Raw genomic sequence first — 21,862 nt, 5'->3', positions numbered from 1 at the left:
CGTATAGCAACAGGAATTTTATATGACCGTGTCATGCCTATGGCTCACGTACATGAGTTTAACGCTTTTAGAGCAGATACAAGTGCGAATAAACATTTTATCCAAGCGTATAGCGAAATGTACCGTGCATCTTATGACCAGTCTAATTGGTTTTCGGCAGATGATGTCAAGAACATTGCACTGGGAAAATATTTAGATGCAAATCCTAAAGTACCCATAGGATTGGCGAACTACAAATATAATCTGATTGATACTAACGCTATTGGTAACGGTCAGATTCTTCAAATCGACAGTATGTATTATGATGCCAGTTCCACTTCAAATCCTTACATCATACGTCAGACTTTTATTGCCAGCCCATTAATCGATAGTATTAGTTCTTCCAGCAATAATGTTGTATTTAATTTCAGCCCGGAACTTACCTTCAATAAATCCAATGTTCCAATCACTTCTTTAAGTGTTAATTTTGGTGATGGAGGTTCTGACCAACCGGTTGGTATAAGCTCTGCAACTGATGTCTCTATAAACTATTCCGTTTCCGGTTATAAAATTTTAAAATTCAGTGCCGGATTTAGTAATGGCAGCACAAAGATAACTTATGCTGCCGTTTTGGTTAAGGTTGATAATGCTGATAAATCGAGAGGTGTTTCAACTCAAGGCGTTAACACTTGTAACCCGACAGATACTCTTAACATTACGAGTAGTTTAACTTTTCAGGGATATGATGAAACTACTGCGACTTCAGGTAAAGGGAATGTTAAAATTTTTTATGCCACAAACGGAGCTTGCGATCACATACTTCGGAAACCAATTATCGTTCTGGATGGCTTTGATCCGGGAGACCAAACTAAACGAGACGATGTCTATGATCTTTATTTAAATAATCCTCAGAGTGGAGGTCTATTAGCAGATGACTTGCGGGCACGAGGATTTGACATTGTAATTTTAAATTTTCCAACTTATCCGGTAAGAGGTAACATTATTCGTGGAATTTCAGTTCCTGTAATGCGGGATGGCGGTGCTGATTACATTGAGAGAAACGCTTTAGTTTTTAGAGAATTAATTAACTATGTAAATGCGAATAAACAGGGAACCGAAAAGTTAATTGTGATAGGGCCAAGTATGGGAGGTTTGATAAGCCGTTATGGTCTTAAATTTATGGAGCAGCGTAACGAACCGCATCAAACAAAGTTATGGATATCGTTTGATTCTCCGCACAAGGGAGCTAATATTGCAATTGGCGATCAATGGTTCTTAGATTTTTACGCTTCACTAACTGATGCCGCAAAGAAAAATAGGGATGAGAAAATCTCCTCTGTTGCTGCCAAGCAAATGCTTGTCCACCATTATCTCAGTAATTCAATAATTCCGGGTGGAGCACCTGGTTTCAGGGACAGGTTCGCTGGTGTATTAAATAATATGGGGTTTCCTACTGGTGATGCCGGACAACCATTTAGAAAAATAGCTTTAGTAGATGGAAGTTTAGGAGGAATACAAGTTAATTCCCCCGCTCAAAAAGGATTTACATTTGATAGTCGCCAGGCTTTTATACAAAGGTTATTTTTCTTCAAAGTAAAAATTAAAACCCTCACCGTTGCATCCGCTGAAATGTATTTTACACCGGCTTATGGCAACACGATCAATGTCTTGACAGCAAATAAGCCATTATGGAATTACACGATTAAAAGGGCTTATTCTCCCAGTTATACAACCGGATTTGATACTGCTCCTGGTGGCACTTATCCTACCCAACAGATTTTAAAAAATGAGGGGTCTGGAATAGTCGGAACAGCGAATAATTATACAGTTCTTGGAAAATTATTTAACGCTATAACATCAGGTATTTTCAATGTTGAAAACAAATTTTATTCGGTAGTTCCCAGCCATAGCTTTATCAGTACGAAAAGTGCATTAGCCTTTACCGGAAACAATTTAGATCTTGCTGAAGACATCAGTACGAGAAGCCTGGTATGTACGGGTGAAACTCCTTTTGATAGTTATTATGGTGATTTTAACCTAAACCGAGATCATGTGGCATTATGGCCAGATGCAGTTACCTGGCTCAAAAAGGAAATTATTGATGGTTCGCCTCAACCACCACCTGTACGCAATACTACATATTCTATTTCCGGCTACTCTAATATTTGTAGCGCACAAGGTGGCTATACTGTCAATAATTTACCTTCTGGTGCAACAGTAACCTGGACAGCAAGTCCACTCAATATTGTAAGCATAAGCGTATCTAATAATGTTGCAACTCTAACACCTACAGGCAACGGTTCAATTACCCTTTCAGCCACAGTAACAATCAGCAACTGCAGTGCTACGGTGGTTACAATGCCTGTAGGTGTTGGTACACAGCCAACCGTAACTAACATCACAGCCACTATGAGTGGTTCTTGCCGGAGTGGGGGCTACCAAGATTGGTATGTACAAGCGACACCAAGTGCTCAAAATGCAACTAACTGGCACTGGGCTGCTTACAATACTTCATCCGGCAATACCTTTACTTTCCAGAATCCGAATTCTCCAAGTACATATGTTACGGTGCATGGTGGTGGAGGTATATATGTAACCTATACAGATCAATGTGGTACTACTTCTACCCAAAATGGTGTTACAATTTACAGCCCTTGTGGTACTGGAAGCAGAATAGTTTCTTACCCCAACCCAGCGGACAAAGAAATGAACGTGCAGTATCAGGCAGATGATTCGGCAAAATCGTCGAATAACGAGCAGAGTTTCAGTTCAGATGCTGGCTCTGAAAAGTCTGTTGTTAATAGCTATGATGTCGTATTGTACAATGACAAAGGAAAAATCTTAAGATCTGCAAAAAGCAAAAAAGGAGAAGCCGTTAAGTTAGTCACAGCTGATATTCCAAATGGCAACTACTTTCTTCATATTACAGAAGGAAAAGAGGTTACGAAAAAGCAGATCATAATTCAACATTAAGGTAAATTAGTTTGTACTAATGGTTTGATTATTGTTTAATAAAGCAATAGTAACGCATCATAAGTCCTTTGAGGTTATTTACTAATAGCTGCTACTTAGTATTACCAAAAAAACAACTATGCTATATAAATTCAAAGATGAAATTGGTATAAAATACCAATTGTAAAATTAAGGTCTTGATTCAAATACAAACTTAGTAGCAGTAGATGATACGAGATTCAATTGATTATCCAAACATTAAATCAAGTGAAAATATAGTTTAATTACATGTAGTTATTTGTATTAAACATTAAATGAAAATAAAAATTAATGCGCTCCGTATTTTAAACATTTAACTGTTACTACTATTCTGTAAGATGAATAATCCTAAACCAACGAGCAGCACTCGTCCGCACTTGAAAACCAGAAAGTTTTCAACTTTACATATAGAAATATTTGAACAGGTTATTGATTCCGGAAAAACTAACCGTGTGCTCAACGAACGATATGGATATACGCTGCGTTCACATAAAATAGTTGACCATTCCAGAACTGTAATGTTGAAATTACTTGCATTAGAAGGACTTTGCAAAAGAGAATATATGGATAAGATAATTTATCCCAGAACTCATGATTTTTGGTGGAAAAATCTATTCTACAAACACAGGAAGCTTTTAATGATTAATGTAGTAACACCTCAATTCTATCTTGACAATTAATGTAACTCCCTTAAAGCTGGGATAAGTAAAAATTATCGTTTAACGGTCGTTTCTCGGAAGGGCAAGTTATGACAGCATATTGGCTTAAAAAGTAGAAAAGCCTACTTATGGCCCGTATGAAAAAAAGTGAAACTTACACATGTAGATAAAATTAATTTTTGCAAGGATTGCATGTTAATGATGTATGCACTGATTGTAGGCTTTTTTTTGATATATTTATCTGCGAAACCTTTAAAATGTAACTATGATTCATAATATATGCACGTCTGGAGCTGATTAAAACCGAAACGAGATGAAACCGAAAATAAAGTATCTTCTATTAGTAATGTTACAATTATCTGTTATGAAAGCTTCTGCGCAAACTTTGTATGATACACTGGTCTTTCATGCGCATGATCTTTATAAGAACAAGCAATTCACAAAATCTGCTTTAACCTATAATTCTGCATTCAAAAATTTCCCTCAACTTGTGAAGGGTTGGGATCGATATAACGCAGCTTGTTCCTGGTCGTTGGCAAATAATGCAGATTCAGCATTCTTGGAACTCGAAACCTGGGCGAAAAATGCTGGGCAACGTTTTTTTCGCGTACTCCCTTATGACCATTTAGTAGGAGATATTGATTTCAATAATATTCACTCGGATAAAAGATGGAAGCCTTTTATTGAGAATTGTAAAGAAAAATATCAATCGCAACTTAACCTTCCCTTACAGGCGACCTTGGACAGTATACTGGTCGATGATCAAAAATATCGCGTTTTAATTGATACAACTATTAAGATGTACGGGATAAAATCACATGAATTCGCGGCATTGACTGCTAAAACAAATCAAACTGATTCCATAAATGTTATAAAAGTAACGCGAATTTTAGATAAATATGGGTGGCCTGATTATGCCACAGTTGGGAATAAAGCCATTATGGCTATTTTTTTAGTCATCCAGCATGCTAACCTGAATATACAGGAGAAATATTTGCCGATGGTAAAAGATGCTGTGGAAAAACAAAATCTGGCACCAGAAGATCTTGCCATTTTGGAAGATAGGATCGCTATCAGGAAAGGGCAGAAACAAATTTATGGCTCCCAGTTGCGTTACGATCTGAAAATCCAAAAAAACATTCTTTTCCCAATTGAAGACGAACCCAATGTTAATAAACGAAGAGCCGTAGTTGGTTTACAACCGCTGGAAGATTACCTGAAATATTACCATATTCAATATAAGCCAATGACTACAAGTAAAAGACAATAAACGCCAGTGGAATAAACAAAAATTGAGTTAAGGGAAACTCTCCAAATTACGAGAGATTTAATAACCAGAGCGATAGTGTCCAATTTGTCAAAAAAGGAACGTTTTTTAATAACAATTTTTATAAACTGCATGGTTAACCTTCCCGGGCAACTAAGTTACAATACACTAAGTAATCTAATAAAAAACTGTCTTTTAAGGAATAAAACTTAAACCGATTGTTTTCAATCAATTATTTTTTATGGGTAGGATAATAAAGAAATTCCTTCACTTGTAAAAATTAATTCTAATTAACGCTATTTATAAGCATAAATCGCGTTTTATTATGGATTAGCTAAAGCTTTCCCACGTTAATCATTCATATTTGCTTATCGATATAAGCTACATTTTCCATGCTCAATTATAAAGAAGCACAACAAATAATTACTGCCCAGGCCAAATCTTTCGGCACTGAAATGGTAAATTTAAACGAAGCATTTGAACGGATTCTAGCCGAAAAAATTTACGCTGACCGTGATTATCCGCCTTTTAACCGCGCCACAATGGATGGTTATGCCATCAACCTAAAAGATTGGCAAAGCGGCACCAAAAATTATACGGTAAAAGAAGTAGTGTTCGCGGGGCAGCATTATCAGCAGGAAGTTTCTTCGGGCGAATGTTATAAGATTATGACCGGCGCTGCTGTTCCGCCAAATGCCAATGCGGTGGTCCAGCGGGAAAAAGCAATCGAAGAAAACGGACAGGTTTCTTTTGAAATCGAAAGCGTAAAACCTTATTTGAACATTGCCCGAAAAGGTGAAGATATTCAGGCTGATGCTTGCATTATCGATCAAAACACGAATTGCACACCTCCCGTAATTGCGCTGCTCGCTTCGGTTGGAAAAGCAGAAATTAACGTTGAAAAATTGCCAAATGTTGCTTTGTTTACCACTGGCGACGAGTTGGTAGAAATAACTGAACCGATTTCTAATATCCAAATCCGGAACAGTAATCAGTATTTGCTGAATAGTTTGTTGCAGGAATGGCAAATCAAACCAACAATTTGCAAACATATTTTAGATGATAAAGCAGCTTTAAAGCAGGAAATTAGTGCTGCTCTAAATTCGGACATGATTATTTTATGCGGAGGTGTTTCTGCCGGTGATGCGGATTTTGTGCCGGAAATTCTGGAAAATCTGGGCGTTAAAAAGCTGTTTTATAAAGTGAAAATCAAACCGGGAAAACCGATCTGGTGCGGACAACTTCCTTCCGGCGGACTGGTCTTTGCGTTGCCTGGAAACCCGTTTTCCTGTCATGTTACCTTCAAATTGTTTATCGAACCTTATCTGAAAACCTGTTTTGGTTTGCCGGAAACCGAATGGCCGATGCTTCTTTTATCGGCAGAAAAACCGAAGACAACACCTTTTGATGAATTCTTCCCAGCAATTGTAAATCAGCAGGTTAAGCCAATTTTGTTCAATACTTCCGGAGATGTAAAAGCCGCTTTAAAAGCCAACGCGATTGCCCTCCATCCGGCAGAAACTCAGGATTTGAAGGCCGGAGACCCGATCGCTTTTCTGCGGATGTAAACCAACATTTCGTTGTATATTTGATTATATAATAAAAGATGCACCGGCTTAAAACTATTAAAAAACCGATGCTTCTTTTACCGGGTAAAAATTGATGAAATTAAACGATCCATACGGAAGAAAATTTAAAACGCTGCGGGTGAGCCTGTTGAACACATGCAACCTCAACTGTTTTTATTGCACGATGGGATCCGAAGAAGACATCAATTTTGACCATCGTCCGCAAAAACCGGCAGCTTTTTTCTCGCAGATTATTTCCCGGTTGCACGAGAATTTGGATTTGGAAACCATTCGTTTAACCGGCGGCGAACCATTGCTTTACCGGGAACTTCCGGAACTGATCCGAAACTTAAAAGCAATTGGAATTTCTAAAATCAGTATGACCAGTAATGGTTATTTGCTTGGTCGTCAGGCAGTTGCTTTGCAACAAGCCGGTTTAAAATCTATCAATATTTCTTTGGATGCGATGGATGAAGTTTCGTTTTATAAAATGGCCAAGCGAAAGCATTTAGATCGGATTTTAAGCGGAATTGATGCTGCTTTAGATTGCGGTATCGAAGTAAAACTCAATGCCGTGATTATGAAGGGAATGAACCAAGACCAGATCCTTCCGCTGGTGCATTATGCGTTTGGTAAAAACATCCCGATACGGTTTCTGGAAGTCATGTCGATGGGCCATTTGCATCAAGATGCTGATCGGTATTTATTCTCTCAGCAGCAATTATTGGATACGATTGCCAGAAAATATCAGTTTAAAAGATTGCCGCGGGCCGCTTCTGCAACATCAAATTACTGGCAAACAACCGAAGGGAATACTTTCGGCATTATTGCCAACAACAGCGAACCTTTTTGCAGCGATTGCAGCCGTTTGCGTTTGGATGCCGAGGGAAATATGTACGGTTGTTTGAGCAGTAACCATCCGATCAAACTTAACCCGGCTGATAACGATTTTACTTTAAAGGAAAAATTACAACTGGCCATGAGCCAGAAACAGTTGCATCATTTTGTGGGCAGCGAACTGAGTATGTTGCAAATTGGCGGCTAATGCTGTTTTTATCACCTAAAATTATGACTATTGAAGTTTTTGCTGTGTTGAAAGATTATTTTGATAAAGAATTTCAACTCCTAAGCAGCGCGAAAAATATTTCTGAACTGAAACAACAACTGGTTTTGCAAAACCCGGAAGCCAAAAACGTGTTGGAACTCTGCCGTTTTGCCGTGCACGACGAATTTGTTGACCAAAACTTTACCATCAATCCAAATGATAGCATCTCCGTTATCCCGCCCAGCAGTGGCGGATGATTTTCCTTTTTTGTCTGTCGAGCCTTTGGATTTGGTTGGATTGCTGACAAAATCACATCATCCGGAAGCCGGTGCCGTAGTGCTTTTCAGCGGGGAAGTACGTGATAATGACCCGCAAACGGATGTGGATTACCTGGAATACGAAGCGCAGGAAGCCATGGCCGCCAAATCCATCAAACAGATTTTGGAGGATGCCTGCAAAAAATTCCCGCTAAAAATAGCATTGGCGCAGCATCGCACCGGGAAAGTTGGCGTGATGGAATCTGCCGTAGTGGTGATTACCGCTTCGCCGCACCGGGCAGAAGCTTATTCGGCCAACCGATATATTATTGACCGGATCAAACACGAATCACCGATCTGGAAATGCGAATATTTTAAAGATGGAACCAAAGAATGGGGCGGAAACTGCAACTGCCAGAAAATTACCGGCGATGCCAACAAGCATGTTTACGAGTGGACGGAATATAAAAAGTAAGTTTTGTTTATGGAAACCGATGCTTTTTTTATTACACAAAAACCAACCATAACTATAGAATATTGCCCGAAATGCCGCTGGCTGTTGCGCGCTGCTTACATGGCGCAGGAACTACTCACTACTTTTGAAGATGAATTGCACGGCGTATTGCTGCAGCCAAGTGAAATTGCCGGCCGATATACTGTTTTTATCAACCAAAATATTCTATTTGACCGCAAGCGGGAAGGCCGTTTCCCGGAAATTAAAGAGCTGAAGCAACTGGTTCGGGACCAGGTTGATCCGCAGAAAAATTTAGGCCATTCGGAAAAGAAGTAATTGCGTGTTTCCGGCTTTTTACGATCGGCTAAAAATATTCCTTTTCAGGTTTTTGCTGCACGATAACTTTATTTAACAGCTTTTACGGCAAAACCCTCAAAAACCACCGGGAAGCTTTTTTTGCCCGGCGCGGCGGCCACCATGCCGATTTGCACTACTTTTGCTTTTGGCGGAAAATATGCCAGGCGAAGTACCTTGAAATCTTTATCGTCAAAAGAATATTCTATCTGCACATAATCACCTTTGCGCAGCAACTTTAGCCAGATGGATTTAGGGCTGTCGTTGCGCGGCACAACAGACCAGTCCGAAACTTCCCGGGTAACAACCGCACTTACATTTTGTACGCCATCTACAAACTCAATACCGGTTTTAATCCAGTTTTTGTTGTCCGTGCGGATCATTAGTCCAGCCTGGTGGAAAAGTTCCTGATAACTGCCTGTCATTTTTACGGTTGCTTCAAAATTTCCCTGTGCTTCCTGATAGTAAAACGGGCCGGAATCACGGATGAAACCATAATGGGTGATGCGCCAGAAATCAGTGTTCGGGTCAACCGTCATGGTTAATTTTTGCGGATTGCCCGACCATTTTTTTGGCTCGTTAAGCCACTTCATCGGTTTGTTTTGTGCGGCAGCTATTGCAGATATCGATACTAAAACAACAGTTAAAAAATAGTTTTTCATCGTGCAATAATATAACCTTTAAGCTGTACTTTAAAACCAAATTGTTTCATTATCAAGTTTAATGATTGGCAAGAGGTTGAAATATAGGCAATTATAAGTTTTGTTCAACGGGTTTACAATGCTTCTTTTATCACCTAAAAAATGCTGAAGCATAATTTGCTGTTTGTTAAAATGTGATATAAAGCAGCAAATTTATAGTGCTAAAAGAAGCATTGTACATTTGCTGGTACAAACTTTACAGTTTCGAAGCTTAACGTTATTTTTAAAATTTGAATGCACAAAAAAAGCGGTATAAAAGAAGTAGTTAATGCTTCTTTTATACCGCTAAATATGGTTTGCCTTGCCTAAGCCCTTCTGATCACGCCTAAAATTAAAGCGATAACCGCAATCACCAATAATATGTGGATAATGCCGCCGGTTACGTGGAAAGCAAAAACGCCTAAAGCCCAGCCAATAACCAGGATAACGGCCACGATGTACAATAATGATCTCATAATGATAATTTTTAAATTGATTTAAGGATTAAATTATAACATCACATAAAGTACAGAATGGCAAAAAAGTTTTATTTGTGCAAAAATTACCTTGTAAAAGAAGCATCAGCAAAGTTAAACTTTTGATTTACAGTTTTAACCATTTGTTGCGTACGGCCATTTGCCATTCTTCCGCTTCTGGTGCTTCTTCTATCGCATATTTTATTTTATGCTGATGTTGCAGTGTTAAAGGTATCTGCAGCAACCGCCCGTCGCGCACCAAAGTGCATTCAATTGTATCCCCGGGCAACAAAAACTGTAACGGTTTTTCTAAATCTGCAATCCGGTTGCCGTTAATGGCCAGCAATTCATCATTTACGCTGATGCCGGCGTGCCAGGCAGCCGCGTTGCGCTCTACAAATGTAACCATCAGTTTGCCGTTGTTTATCGCTGCTGTAAGACCTGTTGCGGGCAAAACCTTTGTTTCCGGCGCACAAACGCGCAACCGCAAACCGGCGTAACCGAGGTAATGATTGTAGTCCATATCTTCCAAACCGTTAATGTATTGCTCATAAATGTGGTTTAGGCCGCAACCGGCAATTTGTTCCAGCGCAGCCCGAAATTCATGTTCGGTATAACCGCGGTTTTCGGTCTTGTAAAACTGCTGGTACATGCGCTTCATCACTTCATCCAGAGAAAACTGGCAATTGGTTTGGCGGATAATCAGCAAATCAATGCAAAGTGCAATCAATGAGCCTTTTACGTAATAAGAAATGGTAGCGTTCGGCGTGTTTTCATTGGGGCGGTAAAACTTGATCCAGGTGTCAAAACTGGCTTCGGTAACGGTCTGGATTTTCCGGCCGGGCAAGTTTTCCACGTTGGAAATATCCGCGGCCAATAGTTTTAAATAGTTTTCTGCGGAAATCAAACCCGAGCGGCGCAAAACCAGGTTATCGTAATAAGCGGTAAAACCTTCGGCAATCCACAAACTGGTGGTGTAGTTTTCCTGCTGATAATCAAACGGGCCTAAAGCTTCGGGGCGCAAACGCTTTACGTTCCATAAATGGAAATACTCGTGCGAAACCAACCCTAAAAAATCCTGATATGTTTTTTCGGCCGCATAAGCCGCCCTCGGCACTGCTAAAACTGTAGAATTGCAATGCTCCAGGCCGCCGCCGCCCGCATTAAAATTATGAATGATGAAAACGTAACGCTTGTTTGGGTTTTCGCCAAAAATACCGGTTTCTTCTTCAATGATCCGCGTAAAATCAGCAATCAGTTTTTCTTCGTGATACATGCCGCCGCCGTACATGGCCACCTCGTGCAAAACGCCGGAAGCGGTGAAAGAAAATACATGCTGGTTGCCTGCTTCAATCGGCGAATCGTACAGCGTGTCGAAATTTGGTGCATAAAAACAGCATGGATCGTTTTGATGATTTTCCAATCCGGTAGATATTTTTTGCCAGTAATCCGGCAGGTTTATGCGGATGGTGGAAGGCAAACCCAGCATTCCTTCGGGATACAAAAACAAACCCGTTGGTGATAAAAACGCGTGCGAACGATCTGCAAAACAGGTTCTTACCGAAACTTCAAAAGCATAAATGCGATAAAATACCAACAGGTTTTCCAGGTTTTGGGTAGAGATAAGCCAACTGTTTTTTCGTAGTTTCTGATACGCAATTTGTTTTCCGTTGGAAGTAACTTTAAACGCTTCCATGTTTTTAGAAAACTCCCGGACAAGGTATGAGCCGGGCGTCCAAACGGGCATGATCAGTTCAATTTCATGCTGGTTTAAGCCCGAAATTTCCATCCGCACATCAATATAATGTGCTTGTGGCTCGGTAAAAGAAACATCGAAGTGAATGTTGGGCTGGCTCATAACTGTATAAATAATTATAATGCTAAAAACAGTATCCGGTTTTTAAATAAGCTCGATCAACTTAAATTATTAAGCGGCAAAGTTGTAAAATGGTTGATACAGGCAAAGCTATTGTGCATGAATCTGATAGTTTTGTTAACCTGAAAGTGTGAAGATCGGCCGGAAAACAGATTATCAGTGTTTGCTGTTGCGATACTGTTTTTATCGTATAAAAATAGCATTTTGGTTTAAAGCGTAAACTGTCGGCTTATTACATTTACACCTAAACCTTCCTTTTGAAAAAAAGGGACAAAACCGATCAATGAAATTAAAATATATTGTTTATCCACTGCTTGTTTTACTGATTGCCTACCTCGTTTACAATAAATTTTATGGTGCCGGTGCGAAAGAAAAAAAGATAGAACCGGCTTCACGCAAAGGCGGAAAAAAACCGGACAAAACTGTTCCGGTAAATGTGATGCTGGTAAAAGACACTGCTTTTAGCAACGCCATTGATATAACCGGGACGATTGATGCCAACGAGCAGGTGGACCTGCGCAGCGAAACGGCAGGCAACATTACCGGGATTTATTTTAAGGAAGGAACGCACGTGAACAAAGGGCAGCTGCTGGTAAAAGTTTATAACCAGGATCAATATGCTTCGCTGAGATCGGTTCAGGTGCAGATAAAACTGGCGGAAATAGTAGAATACCGCAACCGGGTTTTGCTGCAAAAAGAAGCGGTAAGCAAGGAGGAATATGATACTTCACTTTCATCCTTAAATGTGCTGAAATCACAGGCCGACCTGATCCGCGCACAAATAGCAAAAACCGAAGTGCGTGCGCCGTTTTCGGGCATTATCGGTTTGCGGAACATAAGTCCGGGCGGATATCTTTCGCCAAGCAGTTCTATTGCCACATTGGTGAATATGGATCCGGCAAAAATTACGTTTTCTGTGCCCGAGCGTTATCTTCCGCTGATAAAAACCGGCAGTAAAATCCATTTCAATATCGAAAGTTCTCCGCAAAACTTTGTCGGAACGGTTTATGCAATCGAGCCAAACATCAATCAAACTTCGCGCACGATTACCGTGCGGGCAAAATCGGCAAATCCGAAAGGTTTGTTAAGGGCGGGCAGTTTTGCCAAAATTAATTTAACACTGGAACAAATCCCAAAAACCATATTTGTACCAACCGAATCTGTGATACCAGATATTAAATCAAATAAAGTTTTTGTGGTTTCCAACGGAGTTGCAGAGCCGCGTGAGGTAAAAACGGATGTACGTACGGCAACAGGTATCCAAATTACCGATGGCTTAAAACCCGGCGACAGCGTGATTGTTTCCGGCATTATCCAGTTGAAGCCGAAAGTACCATTGAAAATAGTGAAGATTATTAAGTAAAAACTTATATGAGTTTATCCTCAACGAGTATAAAACGGCCGGTTTTGACCACAGTGCTGTCTGTTGCCATTGTCGTGTTCGGGGTTATCGGCTATAAATTTCTGGGGACGCGGGATTTTCCTTCCGTTGATCCGCCGATAATCTCTGTACGTACAAGTTATTCCGGTGCTAATTCTGACGTGATTGAATCGCAGATTACCGAACCATTGGAAAAAGTAATCAATGGTATTCAAGGCATCCGTAATATCTCTTCCACCAGTTCTGTTGGGCAAAGTAATATCACTGTAGAGTTTGATCTGGACGCTGACTTGGAAACTGCCGCCAATGATGTGCGCGATAAAGTTTCGCAGGCACAACGCCAGCTGCCGCAGGATATCGATGCGCCGCCGGTGGTAACCAAGGCTGATGCCAATGCTGATAACATTATCATCCTTACGGTAAGCAGTACCAAGCGGAATATTTTGCAGATTGATGATTATGCCGAAAATGTGTTACTGGAGGCTTTGCAAACCATCCCGGGCGTAAGTGCGGTAAACGTACTCGGTTCGCACCAATACGCCATGCGCCTGTGGATTGACCCCAATAAACTTACGGCCTACCACCTTGCGGCTACTGATATACAAGCTGCTTTAGCCAAAGAAAACATAGAATTACCTGCCGGTAAAATTGAAGGTAATAATACAGAACTCGTGGTACGTGCATTGGGAAAGTTATCTACGGAGAAAGATTTTAACGACCTTATTATTCGTTCGGACAGTAACCGCGTGATCCATTTAAGCGATGTAGGTTATGCTATTTTGGGTGCGGCAAACGAAGAAACTTCACTCCGTGAATCCGGCATTCCGGAAGTAGGGCTGGGTATTGTGCCGCAACCGGGTGCCAATTATGTACAGATCGCCAAAAGTTTTTATAAAAGACTTGAACAGGTCAAAAAAGATTTGCCGGCAGATATAAAAGTAGAAATCGGGCAGGACAGTACCCGTTTTATCGATCAATCGATAGAAGAAGTGGAGGAAACTTTGCTCATTTCTTTTGTATTGGTTGTTATTATTATTTATTTGTTTTTCCGCGATTGGCTTATTGCTTTTCGCCCATTGATAGATATTCCGGTATCGCTGATCGGTGCATTCTTTCTAATGTACCTTTTTGGGTTTTCCATCAATATCCTCACCCTGCTGGGGATTGTGCTGGCCACAGGTTTAGTGGTGGATGATGGCATTGTAGTAACCGAAAATATTTATAAAAAAGTAGAGGAAGGAATGGATATCCGCAAAGCCGCTTTTGAAGGTTCTGAAGAGATATTTTTTGCCGTGATTTCTACATCAGTTACATTGGCGGCAGTGTTTTTACCGATTGTTTTTTTGCCCGGGTTTACAGGAAGGTTGTTCAGGGAATTTGCAGTTGTGGTTGCCGGTGCGGTACTGATTTCTGCCTTCGTTTCCTTGTCGCTTACACCGATGCTCAATGTAAAACTGATCCGTAAAAATCAAAAGAAATCTAAATTTTATGAGCAAACGGAGCCTTTTTTTCAGAACATGACCAGCTCTTACACCAGTTCATTGCTCAACTTTATGAAGCATAAATGGATATCAGGCGTAATTTTAGTTGCTTCAATAATTATTGTAGGTATTATTTATAAAACCCTGCCTTCGGAATTGGCACCGCTGGACGACCGTAGCATGTTGCGTTATACCGTAACTGGCCCGGAGGGCGCATCTTATGAGTTCATGGAGCGTTACATGAACAAAGTTTCCCAGTTTGTAGAAGATTCTATTCCTGAAAGAATAATCAATTTATCGATCGTTTCGCCGGGTTCTTCCATCAATGGCGGATATGGAAGGATTGCTTTGGTCAACCCAGACAAGCGGGTACGTTCCCAGCAGGAAATTGCAGATTACATGACCAAAAACCTGGCGCGTTTTCCGGATGCACGTGCTTTTGTAATTCAGGAACAAACCATTAGCGGCGGCGGCAGCGGTTCCAGGACTTCTTTGCCTGTGCAATATGTGATACAGAACCAGGATTTTGAAAAGCTTAGGAAAGTGCTTCCGGATTTTATGGCAGAAGCAAACAAAAGCCAGGTTTTTCAAATAGTAGATGTTAACCTCAAATTTACTAAACCGCAGCTTTCAATCACTACAGACCGCGACCGCGCGCGTGATTTAGGTGTTTCTGTTGCCGATATTGCCCAAACACTCCAGCTTTATTATAGTGCCGGCAGGTTGGATTATTTTTTAATGAGCGGTAAACAATATCAGGTTATTGCGCAGGTAGATCGTGCAAACCGAGACCAGCCGCTGGATTTAAAATCTATTTATGTACGCAGCAGCAACGGTGCTTTAATCCAGTTGGATAATGTGGTTAAAGTTACAGAAAGTTCTACGCCGCCATCAATATATCATTATAACCGGTTCAAATCAGCTACGGTACAAGCCGGTTTGGCCCCTGGCTATACTATCGGTGAGGGTATTGCAGAGATGCAGCGTATTGCCAAAGCCAGTAAGCTGGATGACAGTTTCAGTTCTGATCTGGCTGGCCCGTCAAGGGATTTTGCCGAAGGTTCATCCAATATTTTATATGCTTTTGCATTTGCGTTATTGCTGATTTATATGGTTCTGGCAGCACAATTTGAAAGTTTTATTGATCCTTTTGTGGTAATGCTGACCGTTCCGCTGGCCATTGCCGGTGCATTTTTGTCACTTTGGCTGTTCAACCAAACCTTAAATATTTTCAGCGAAATCGGGATGATTACTTTAGTTGGCCTGGTGACCAAAAACGGCATTTTAATTGTAGAATTTGCCAACCAGCGCATGGAACATGCCAAACTGAACAAATTTGATGCTGTGGTTGAGGCAGCAACTGCCCGTTTGCGCCCCATTTTAATGACCAGTCTGGCGGTGGTTTTGGGTGCCGTGCCTATTGCTTTTGCGCTGGGTGCCGGTGCAAAAAGCCGTGTTTCACTGGGGATTGTGATTATGGGCGGGATGCTGTTTTCGCTGGTGCTTACGTTGTATATTATCCCGGTGATGTTTGTAGTGTTCTCTGCAAAAGTAAAACGCAACCCGGACGATGAACCGGAAACCGCTCAGCCCGAAGGAAAACACCAACAATTACTGCTGCCCGAGCACCAACTTTAATACTGATGCAATTGATGAAATTTATCCTGATGCTTCTTTTATCGATGTTTTTTTGGGCTGAAAACAACTTCGCACAAAAACCGCCTTTGCTTACTTTGGAAGAAGCGGTAAGCATCGCCCTTAAAAATAATTACAACATCCTGCTGGCCAAAAACAACAGCGTAATCTCGGCCACCAATGTTACAATAGGCAATGCCGGATATTTGCCTGTTTTGAGCGCAAATGTTTCTGCAACAAACAGTGTTTTGAATATTGACCAAACCAGATCAGATGGCACAGTGAATAAACTGAACAACCTGCACAACTCCAGCAACAGTTACGGGCCGGTGATCAACTGGACGCTTTTTGACGGTTTTGCCATGTTTGCCAATTACGATCAGCTTAAAACCCTGAACAGATTAGGCCAGGTGCAGGAGCGGGACACCGTACAAAGCACGCTGGCTTCGGTAATTACCACTTATTACAATCTGGTCAATCAAAATCAGCAAATTATATCGCTAAAAGAAGCAATAGCTATTTCGCGCCTGCAGTTGCGTTATGCTTCTGATAAATACGGCGTTGGCCGTGCTTCAAAATTGGATGTGTTAAATGCGCAGGTTAATTTTAATACCGATACGGCCAATTTCCTGGTTCAGGTACAATCCTTCAAAACCACAAAAATCAGCCTGAACCGTTTGCTGGTGCGCACTTTAACCACCGATTTTTCTGTTCCGGATACTATTCGGAACCAGGATCAATTAGTTTTGGGCGATATTTTAAGCAAAGCGCAAACGGAAAACCCCGCCATCCTGATTTCACAAATAAATAAACGGCTATCTGAAATATCCCTGCGGCAGGTACGTTCTACACGGTATCCGGTACTGGGCGTAAACTCGGGTTATAATTTCAGCAACAGTAAAACCCCGGCCGGTTTTACCAGAACTCAAAATACTAAAGGTTTAAATTATGGATTGACCGCAAGTGTGAATATATTTGACGGGTTTAACCAAACACGCCGGGAACGCGTGGCCAAATTGCAGGTCAGCGGTGCCGATATACAGCTTGAGCGTGTAAAGCAGCAGGTAGAAGCCCAGATTAACTCGTTGTATATTGATTATTTATCAGGTTTGGATTTGATCCGGTTGGAAAAATCAAATGTAGAAATAGCCAAACAAAACCTGGATATTTCTTTAGAAAAATACCGGCTGGGCAATATAACACCTTTAGAAGTACGGGAGGCGCAGAGAAACTATCTGGATGCGCAAACCCGCTTTTTTAATAATCAATACCAAACCAAACTTGCAGAGGTAGGTTTGAAAGAAATTACCGGTACAATTTCTCTGAACTGAGTTTGTAGGATATTTGGAATTGTTATTGCATGATAGTAAACGTGTATTAAATTGAAGTAACCTTATGTCAAATGCAAAATATCAATTGTGTTTATTAATCGATGATAATTACATTGATAACATGATTAACCGAAAAATCATCGAAAATGAATTTTTTGCTGATAAAGTGGTTGTAAAAGAGTCTGCGGAAGAAGCTTTGATGGAATTAAAAAATGGCCAGTATCAGCCGGATGTGATTTTTTTAGACGTGCGGATGCCTCAAATGAACGCTTTTGAATTTTTAAAGGAATACGAAAAGTTGAAGCTGGACATTCAATTTAAACCGATGATTTATATTTTAACTTCCTCGCTTGATCCTTTTGATCATCGTAAAGTGATGGAAAGCCCGTATGTGACCCAGTTTTTATATAAACCCCTTACGCACAGAAAGCTGGAAGAAATTAATTTATGATTTTAGTTGCAGATAGCGGCTCTACCAAAACAGACTGGATATTAACTACACCCGGAAAGCCTGTTTTAGAATTTAAAACTGCCGGCATCAACCCGTTTTTTTTATCAGAAAAAGAAATCTTCCGGCTGATTACCAAACAGGAAGATTTGACAGCCCAGGCAGAAGACGCTACAGAAATATATTATTTTGGTGCCGGTTGCTCCAGTCCGGATAAGCGCGAAATGGTTTCCAATGTGCTTAGTCAGGTATTTAAAAAAGCTTATATCAGCGTAGATAGTGATTTGTTGGGCTCTGCTTATGCCACCTGTGGCAAAGAGTCTGGTTTGTGCTGTATTTTGGGCACTGGGTCTAACGTTTCTTATTTTGACGGGGAGAACATCCGGGACGGCAAACACGGTTTAGGTTATATCCTGGGCGATGAAGGCTCCGGAAGTTTTTTCGGGAAAATGCTGATCACCGATTATTTGTACGGCAACATGCCTGAAACCGAAAGTAACTTGTTTGCACAAAAGTTTATGGTTGATAAGGAAACGGTAATCGGAAATGTATATCACAAACTGCGCGCTAACTATTACCTGGCTTCTTTTGCCATGTTTTTAAGCGATGTCAAAAGCAGCGATTACGGTAAAAACCTGATTAAAAACGGGCTTACAGAATTTGTAAAAACCAACGTGATCAGTTATCCGGATTATAAAAACCTGAAATGTCATTTTGTAGGGTCTATTGCCTGGAATTTTAAGGAAGAACTGCAGGAAGTTTGCGGTCAGTATCAGGTTAAAATAGGGAAAATGATGAATCATCCGATACATGATTTGACGGATTTTCTCCTCAAACGAGGCTGATTTTACCCGGTTTTAATTTCCTGTCATTGGTTTTGTAAACCGCAGTCAGTTTTTTTACCGATAAAAACAGCATTACAATTGCAAAAACAATGATCGGTCCGTCTATCGGGCAATCCACGTCCGGGTCTCCGCAAGGTAAACCCTGGGCTTTTAAAGGTGCTGCGTTTATCAGCAATAAAAATATTACCGGTAAACATAGCAGGGACATCTTTTTTAACTTCATCTGCACAAATCTAAAAATAAACTCGTTTTTAATGCTTCTTTTAGGGGATAAATTTTAGTGATTTTATTGATCTTCAGAATCATAATTTGATAAATTTTGTCTGTCCGATCACATTCTGATTGGCATCTTTTGCCTCAATAACATAAATGCCCGGCTTTAAAGCACTGATATCAAACTGCGGTGAGTTGTTGCTTACGGAAGCTTTTTGCAAAGTTATGCCTGCCAGGTTGATGATCCGGATATCTGATTTACCTTTATAATTTTTGGGCAAATTTATCCGGATGCTGTTGATTGCCGGGTTAGGATAAACATAAAAACTATTGGCATTTACAGCTTTAAAACTAAAAGTCACCAGATCAGAATAATTTACCTCGTTTTCTAATACGGTTTGTTTTAAGCGATAATAAATCAGGCCGTTATCAGCACCGGTATCTGTAAAACTATAGTTTCCGCTGCCATCGGCATTTAACGTGCCGATATTAGTAAACGTTTTGCCGACATCGGTGCTTTTTTGTATGGTAAAAACAGTATAGGCAGCTTCGTTTTTAGTTGTCCAGTTTAAGCTGATGTTCCTGCTGCTGATTTTGCCGCTAAAGCTGAGCAGTTTATATGCTCCCTGCGGATTTAACTTAAACACCAATTCTAAACGGTTTCCGCCAAGCGAAGAAGTATCTGCACGGTTTATGTTAAAATTATAACCGTTGTTTAAACCGATTTGCACTGAATCTTTTTTATAATGATCAATAACGTAAATCGTATATTTAGGTGCAACATTGGCCATGCTGGCAACAAGCAATTGCTGGCTGGCAGTTGTGGCGGCATCAACATAAAGTTTAATACGCATGTTTGGGCTGATGTTTGGCATTTTATTGATGGCCAACCGGGTTTTGTCCGTACCATAACTGGATAGATAAACATTTGGAGACAGGCCATCCATATCAGAACCATCTTCCTGATCAAATTTTGCCGACCAGTTTTTGTTGAAAAACAAGCCAATCCCGTCGTAATTATTGCTGTCTGTTTTGAGTTGCAGCATTAAGGCAGAGCTGATGCCAGACGACTGGTTTGTGCTGAAAATGCCAGCAGTTGGTGCGCCCATAATGTTTACCGGCAGTTCTAAACCGCCTTTTGGCCGCGCGTTCATCAGCAATACAGGAGAAGTTGACGCAGTAAGTTGGGTAGAAACTTTGTTGGATTCTGAAAATGTAACCCCGGCATTAACAGAACCAACCGTGTTGCATCTGGCAAAAAAACCTTGTCCGCTGGCAATATATCGGCTGGCACCATTGCCATCTGTAACTACAGGACCGCTGGTGGCACTGCCTTTGGTATAATACGAAAATTGCTTGTTTATCGGGTTATAAACATAAACCAGGTTGTTTACATCGCTGCCAAAAGTTACCGCATCCAAATCAATTGTTGAGGCATAAGGGTTCCCGATCAGGTTAAAACCATCTGTGGCCTGGTCGCCCGCCGCTCCGGTTGTACCGTACCAATTGGTGCGCTGTAAACTAGCAGCTGGTGCATAGGAAGCGTTGTATTTGTAGTAATAAGCACTTTGCAGGGAAGAGCCAGGGCTTTCTTTGGCATAAGGGCTGCTGACAGTGAAGTTGTTGATATTGTTTTGAGGTACTTTTACACTGATATTTCCCTGATTAAGTGTACCCGTAAAAACGATAGCATTATCATCAGGTGTGGGAAAAACCGGCCCTCTTAATTTAGTATTTAAATTGGTGCGGCTGCCGCGATTAAAAAAAAGCAAACCAGTGCCAACAGGTATGTTTTCTGACAAGGAATAAATGCCTTTATAATCACTGTCCTTAATAACCGTGTTTGCCGGAAAAGGATCGCCTTCGCGGTACATCCAAACCGAAGCATTATTGGTATTGGAAGCATCAAAATTCCCTGTTCCGGGATTCGGACCGGTAATCGGCGTATAACCTATTAGTGATGCAATGTTATAAAAACCAGTACTGTTATAAACAGGGGAGGAGATCAACCGGTAACTCCGGCCGTAACTTCCAACTACAAAACGCTGTACATTTACGTTGCCCGTTATGCTGGCCGTTCCGGTTAAGGCTGCCACACTTGCGGTTGCGCTTGCGGTAGAAAGCAAGGTTAGGTTTCCGTTCGTTTGCATAGTACATTTATTATTTACCGTTAAAGTGCCGGCAACAGTTGCGGTTCCGTTAAAAGGTGCTGTTTTATTACCCCCATCGATAGATGAAATTATTAAGTTATTATAATTTAAGGCACCCAGTGATAAAGTGCCGCCGTTTAACCCGTTATAAGTCCAATCACCAGTTACGGCATAACCGGATGAAGTGTTGTTATAGTCATCACCAATAGTTACCGGCATACTTCCGGAATTAATAGGATTACTACCCAAAAATAACTTATTGATGTTAATGGAGGTAATATTACTATAGTTTACAGGGCAGTTTACACTATAATTTAAGCGGAATATTAATGCAACTGGAGAAGATGCGTTAAACGTTTTGGCTGAACCAGAGCAGTAAAGGTTGAAAAATGAAGTGACGGAACTTCCGCCGATACTTTGTGTAGTTGAAGCATTGTTAAAAACTACCGTTAACCCATTACCGGTTATACCTGCGGTTGCAGCGTTGTTATACCAGTTGCCGCTTAAAGTGATACTGCTGCTGGCACTTCCGTCGGCATTACTATCATAACCGATATTTGTACAGCTGATGATTCCGGTTCCGGTACTGGTGTAATTTCCGGTTGTACCTCCGGAAATATTCATATAAACATTAGCGGTAGTGGTAGAAGTACCGTTCATGACAATATTTGCGCCATTATTAATCAAACCCTGAGCGGAAGAAAAGGTTGATAAAAGAAGCATGATGCAGAGGAAGAGTAATATATTTCCACGATTTACCAGTTTACCAATT

At 40.8% G+C, this 21,862-nt stretch carries 18 protein-coding genes; 13 read left to right on the top strand and 5 right to left on the bottom strand.

Going from position 1 to position 21,862, the window contains the following annotated elements; genetic code table 11:
- Positions 1–33: 33 nt before the first annotated feature.
- From ACOFKR_RS14030 to ACOFKR_RS13995, 8 genes are all read left to right on the top strand, one after another.
- Positions 34–2,952 carry a T9SS type A sorting domain-containing protein gene (locus ACOFKR_RS14030; RefSeq protein ID WP_419801432.1) on the top strand — a complete coding sequence of 973 codons (2,919 nt, stop codon included), beginning with the start codon at positions 34–36 and terminating at the stop codon, positions 2,950–2,952.
- 356 nt (positions 2,953–3,308) lie between these two features.
- Positions 3,309–3,650, top strand: coding sequence for a hypothetical protein (locus ACOFKR_RS14025; RefSeq protein ID WP_419801431.1), 342 nt, complete (start codon positions 3,309–3,311; stop codon positions 3,648–3,650).
- Between the two features lie 292 nt (positions 3,651–3,942).
- The gene (locus ACOFKR_RS14020) at positions 3,943–4,899 is read left to right on the top strand and encodes a DUF6624 domain-containing protein (protein WP_419801430.1); all 957 of its coding nucleotides are present in this window, start codon (positions 3,943–3,945) and stop codon (positions 4,897–4,899) included.
- A 389-nt stretch (positions 4,900–5,288) separates the two neighbouring features.
- Entirely contained in the window at positions 5,289–6,464 is a 1,176-nt protein-coding gene (locus ACOFKR_RS14015) for a molybdopterin molybdotransferase MoeA (protein WP_419801429.1), read from the top strand.
- Between the two features lie 94 nt (positions 6,465–6,558).
- Positions 6,559–7,509 carry a GTP 3',8-cyclase MoaA gene (locus tag ACOFKR_RS14010; protein ID WP_419801428.1) on the top strand — a complete coding sequence of 317 codons (951 nt, stop codon included), beginning with the start codon at positions 6,559–6,561 and terminating at the stop codon, positions 7,507–7,509.
- A 23-nt stretch (positions 7,510–7,532) separates the two neighbouring features.
- On the top strand, positions 7,533–7,766 hold the full coding sequence (locus ACOFKR_RS14005; RefSeq protein ID WP_419801427.1) for a MoaD/ThiS family protein: 234 nt from the start codon (positions 7,533–7,535) through the stop codon (positions 7,764–7,766).
- On the top strand, positions 7,726–8,241 hold the full coding sequence (locus tag ACOFKR_RS14000; RefSeq protein WP_419801426.1) for a molybdenum cofactor biosynthesis protein MoaE: 516 nt from the start codon (positions 7,726–7,728) through the stop codon (positions 8,239–8,241). Before ACOFKR_RS14005 ends, ACOFKR_RS14000 begins: the two co-directional genes overlap by 41 nt.
- Positions 8,242–8,250: 9 nt before the next feature.
- Positions 8,251–8,556, top strand: coding sequence for a SelT/SelW/SelH family protein (locus tag ACOFKR_RS13995; protein ID WP_419801425.1), 306 nt, complete (start codon positions 8,251–8,253; stop codon positions 8,554–8,556).
- A gap of 68 nt (positions 8,557–8,624) precedes the next feature.
- On the opposite strand, the gene ACOFKR_RS13990 is transcribed toward ACOFKR_RS13995, so the two are convergent.
- The 3 genes from ACOFKR_RS13990 to ACOFKR_RS13980 all read right to left on the bottom strand — a co-directional run bounded on the left by ACOFKR_RS13990 (position 8,625) and on the right by ACOFKR_RS13980 (position 11,588).
- On the bottom strand, positions 8,625–9,236 hold the full coding sequence (locus ACOFKR_RS13990) for a DUF1349 domain-containing protein (protein ID WP_419801424.1): 612 nt from the start codon (positions 9,234–9,236) through the stop codon (positions 8,625–8,627).
- Positions 9,237–9,580: 344 nt separating this feature from the next.
- Complete coding sequence (locus tag ACOFKR_RS13985) at positions 9,581–9,730, bottom strand: lmo0937 family membrane protein (protein ID WP_419801423.1); 150 nt, start codon at positions 9,728–9,730, stop codon at positions 9,581–9,583.
- A gap of 127 nt (positions 9,731–9,857) precedes the next feature.
- Positions 9,858–11,588, bottom strand: a complete 1,731-nt coding sequence (locus ACOFKR_RS13980) for a M61 family metallopeptidase (protein WP_419801422.1) — start codon at positions 11,586–11,588, stop codon at positions 9,858–9,860.
- A gap of 301 nt (positions 11,589–11,889) precedes the next feature.
- Here ACOFKR_RS13980 and ACOFKR_RS13975 point away from each other — a divergent pair, with 301 nt between their 5' ends.
- The 5 genes from ACOFKR_RS13975 to ACOFKR_RS13955 all read left to right on the top strand — a co-directional run bounded on the left by ACOFKR_RS13975 (position 11,890) and on the right by ACOFKR_RS13955 (position 18,727).
- Positions 11,890–12,969, top strand: a complete 1,080-nt coding sequence (locus tag ACOFKR_RS13975) for an efflux RND transporter periplasmic adaptor subunit (protein WP_419801421.1) — start codon at positions 11,890–11,892, stop codon at positions 12,967–12,969.
- An 8-nt stretch (positions 12,970–12,977) separates the two neighbouring features.
- Positions 12,978–16,106, top strand: a complete 3,129-nt coding sequence (locus ACOFKR_RS13970; RefSeq protein ID WP_419801420.1) for an efflux RND transporter permease subunit — start codon at positions 12,978–12,980, stop codon at positions 16,104–16,106.
- 14 nt (positions 16,107–16,120) lie between these two features.
- On the top strand, positions 16,121–17,434 hold the full coding sequence (locus ACOFKR_RS13965; RefSeq protein ID WP_419801419.1) for a TolC family protein: 1,314 nt from the start codon (positions 16,121–16,123) through the stop codon (positions 17,432–17,434).
- A gap of 64 nt (positions 17,435–17,498) precedes the next feature.
- Positions 17,499–17,885 carry a response regulator gene (locus ACOFKR_RS13960; protein WP_419801418.1) on the top strand — a complete coding sequence of 129 codons (387 nt, stop codon included), beginning with the start codon at positions 17,499–17,501 and terminating at the stop codon, positions 17,883–17,885.
- Complete coding sequence (locus ACOFKR_RS13955) at positions 17,882–18,727, top strand: N-acetylglucosamine kinase (protein WP_419801417.1); 846 nt, start codon at positions 17,882–17,884, stop codon at positions 18,725–18,727. Before ACOFKR_RS13960 ends, ACOFKR_RS13955 begins: the two co-directional genes overlap by 4 nt.
- Here ACOFKR_RS13955 and ACOFKR_RS13950 read toward each other — a convergent pair.
- Together ACOFKR_RS13950 and ACOFKR_RS13945 are read right to left on the bottom strand one after the other, a co-directional pair.
- Complete coding sequence (locus ACOFKR_RS13950) at positions 18,714–18,950, bottom strand: hypothetical protein (protein WP_419801416.1); 237 nt, start codon at positions 18,948–18,950, stop codon at positions 18,714–18,716. The two genes, ACOFKR_RS13955 and ACOFKR_RS13950, sit on opposite strands and share 14 nt — an antisense overlap.
- 79 nt (positions 18,951–19,029) lie before the next feature.
- Positions 19,030–21,813, bottom strand: coding sequence for a T9SS type A sorting domain-containing protein (locus ACOFKR_RS13945; protein ID WP_419801415.1), 2,784 nt, complete (start codon positions 21,811–21,813; stop codon positions 19,030–19,032).
- Between the last annotated feature and the right edge of the window lie 49 nt (positions 21,814–21,862).

Origin of the sequence: Mucilaginibacter sp. (assembly GCF_965201005.1) — a bacterium.
GTDB lineage: Bacteria > Bacteroidota > Bacteroidia > Sphingobacteriales > Sphingobacteriaceae > Mucilaginibacter_A.
This window is presented reverse-complemented; position numbering and strand designations above follow the sequence as displayed.

Bases quoted from the DNA above. Each gene is read 5' to 3' on its own strand.
- ACOFKR_RS13980 (WP_419801422.1), bottom strand. From the start codon at position 11,588: ATGAGCCAGCCCAACATTCACTTCGATGTTTCTTTTACCGAGCCACAA.
- ACOFKR_RS13945 (WP_419801415.1), bottom strand. From the start codon at position 21,813: ATGCTTCTTTTATCAACCTTTTCTTCCGCTCAGGGTTTGATTAATAAT.
- ACOFKR_RS14010 (WP_419801428.1), top strand. From the start codon at position 6,559: ATGAAATTAAACGATCCATACGGAAGAAAATTTAAAACGCTGCGGGTG.
- ACOFKR_RS14000 (WP_419801426.1), top strand. From the start codon at position 7,726: ATGATAGCATCTCCGTTATCCCGCCCAGCAGTGGCGGATGATTTTCCT.
- ACOFKR_RS13985 (WP_419801423.1), bottom strand. From the start codon at position 9,730: ATGAGATCATTATTGTACATCGTGGCCGTTATCCTGGTTATTGGCTGG.
- ACOFKR_RS14020 (WP_419801430.1), top strand. From the start codon at position 3,943: ATGAAACCGAAAATAAAGTATCTTCTATTAGTAATGTTACAATTATCT.
- ACOFKR_RS13955 (WP_419801417.1), top strand. From the start codon at position 17,882: ATGATTTTAGTTGCAGATAGCGGCTCTACCAAAACAGACTGGATATTA.
- ACOFKR_RS14030 (WP_419801432.1), top strand. From the start codon at position 34: ATGCCTATGGCTCACGTACATGAGTTTAACGCTTTTAGAGCAGATACA.
- ACOFKR_RS14005 (WP_419801427.1), top strand. From the start codon at position 7,533: ATGACTATTGAAGTTTTTGCTGTGTTGAAAGATTATTTTGATAAAGAA.
- ACOFKR_RS13990 (WP_419801424.1), bottom strand. From the start codon at position 9,236: ATGAAAAACTATTTTTTAACTGTTGTTTTAGTATCGATATCTGCAATA.
- ACOFKR_RS13970 (WP_419801420.1), top strand. From the start codon at position 12,978: ATGAGTTTATCCTCAACGAGTATAAAACGGCCGGTTTTGACCACAGTG.
- ACOFKR_RS13995 (WP_419801425.1), top strand. From the start codon at position 8,251: ATGGAAACCGATGCTTTTTTTATTACACAAAAACCAACCATAACTATA.
- ACOFKR_RS14025 (WP_419801431.1), top strand. From the start codon at position 3,309: ATGAATAATCCTAAACCAACGAGCAGCACTCGTCCGCACTTGAAAACC.
- ACOFKR_RS13960 (WP_419801418.1), top strand. From the start codon at position 17,499: ATGTCAAATGCAAAATATCAATTGTGTTTATTAATCGATGATAATTAC.
- ACOFKR_RS14015 (WP_419801429.1), top strand. From the start codon at position 5,289: ATGCTCAATTATAAAGAAGCACAACAAATAATTACTGCCCAGGCCAAA.
- ACOFKR_RS13950 (WP_419801416.1), bottom strand. From the start codon at position 18,950: ATGAAGTTAAAAAAGATGTCCCTGCTATGTTTACCGGTAATATTTTTA.
- ACOFKR_RS13965 (WP_419801419.1), top strand. From the start codon at position 16,121: ATGAAATTTATCCTGATGCTTCTTTTATCGATGTTTTTTTGGGCTGAA.
- ACOFKR_RS13975 (WP_419801421.1), top strand. From the start codon at position 11,890: ATGAAATTAAAATATATTGTTTATCCACTGCTTGTTTTACTGATTGCC.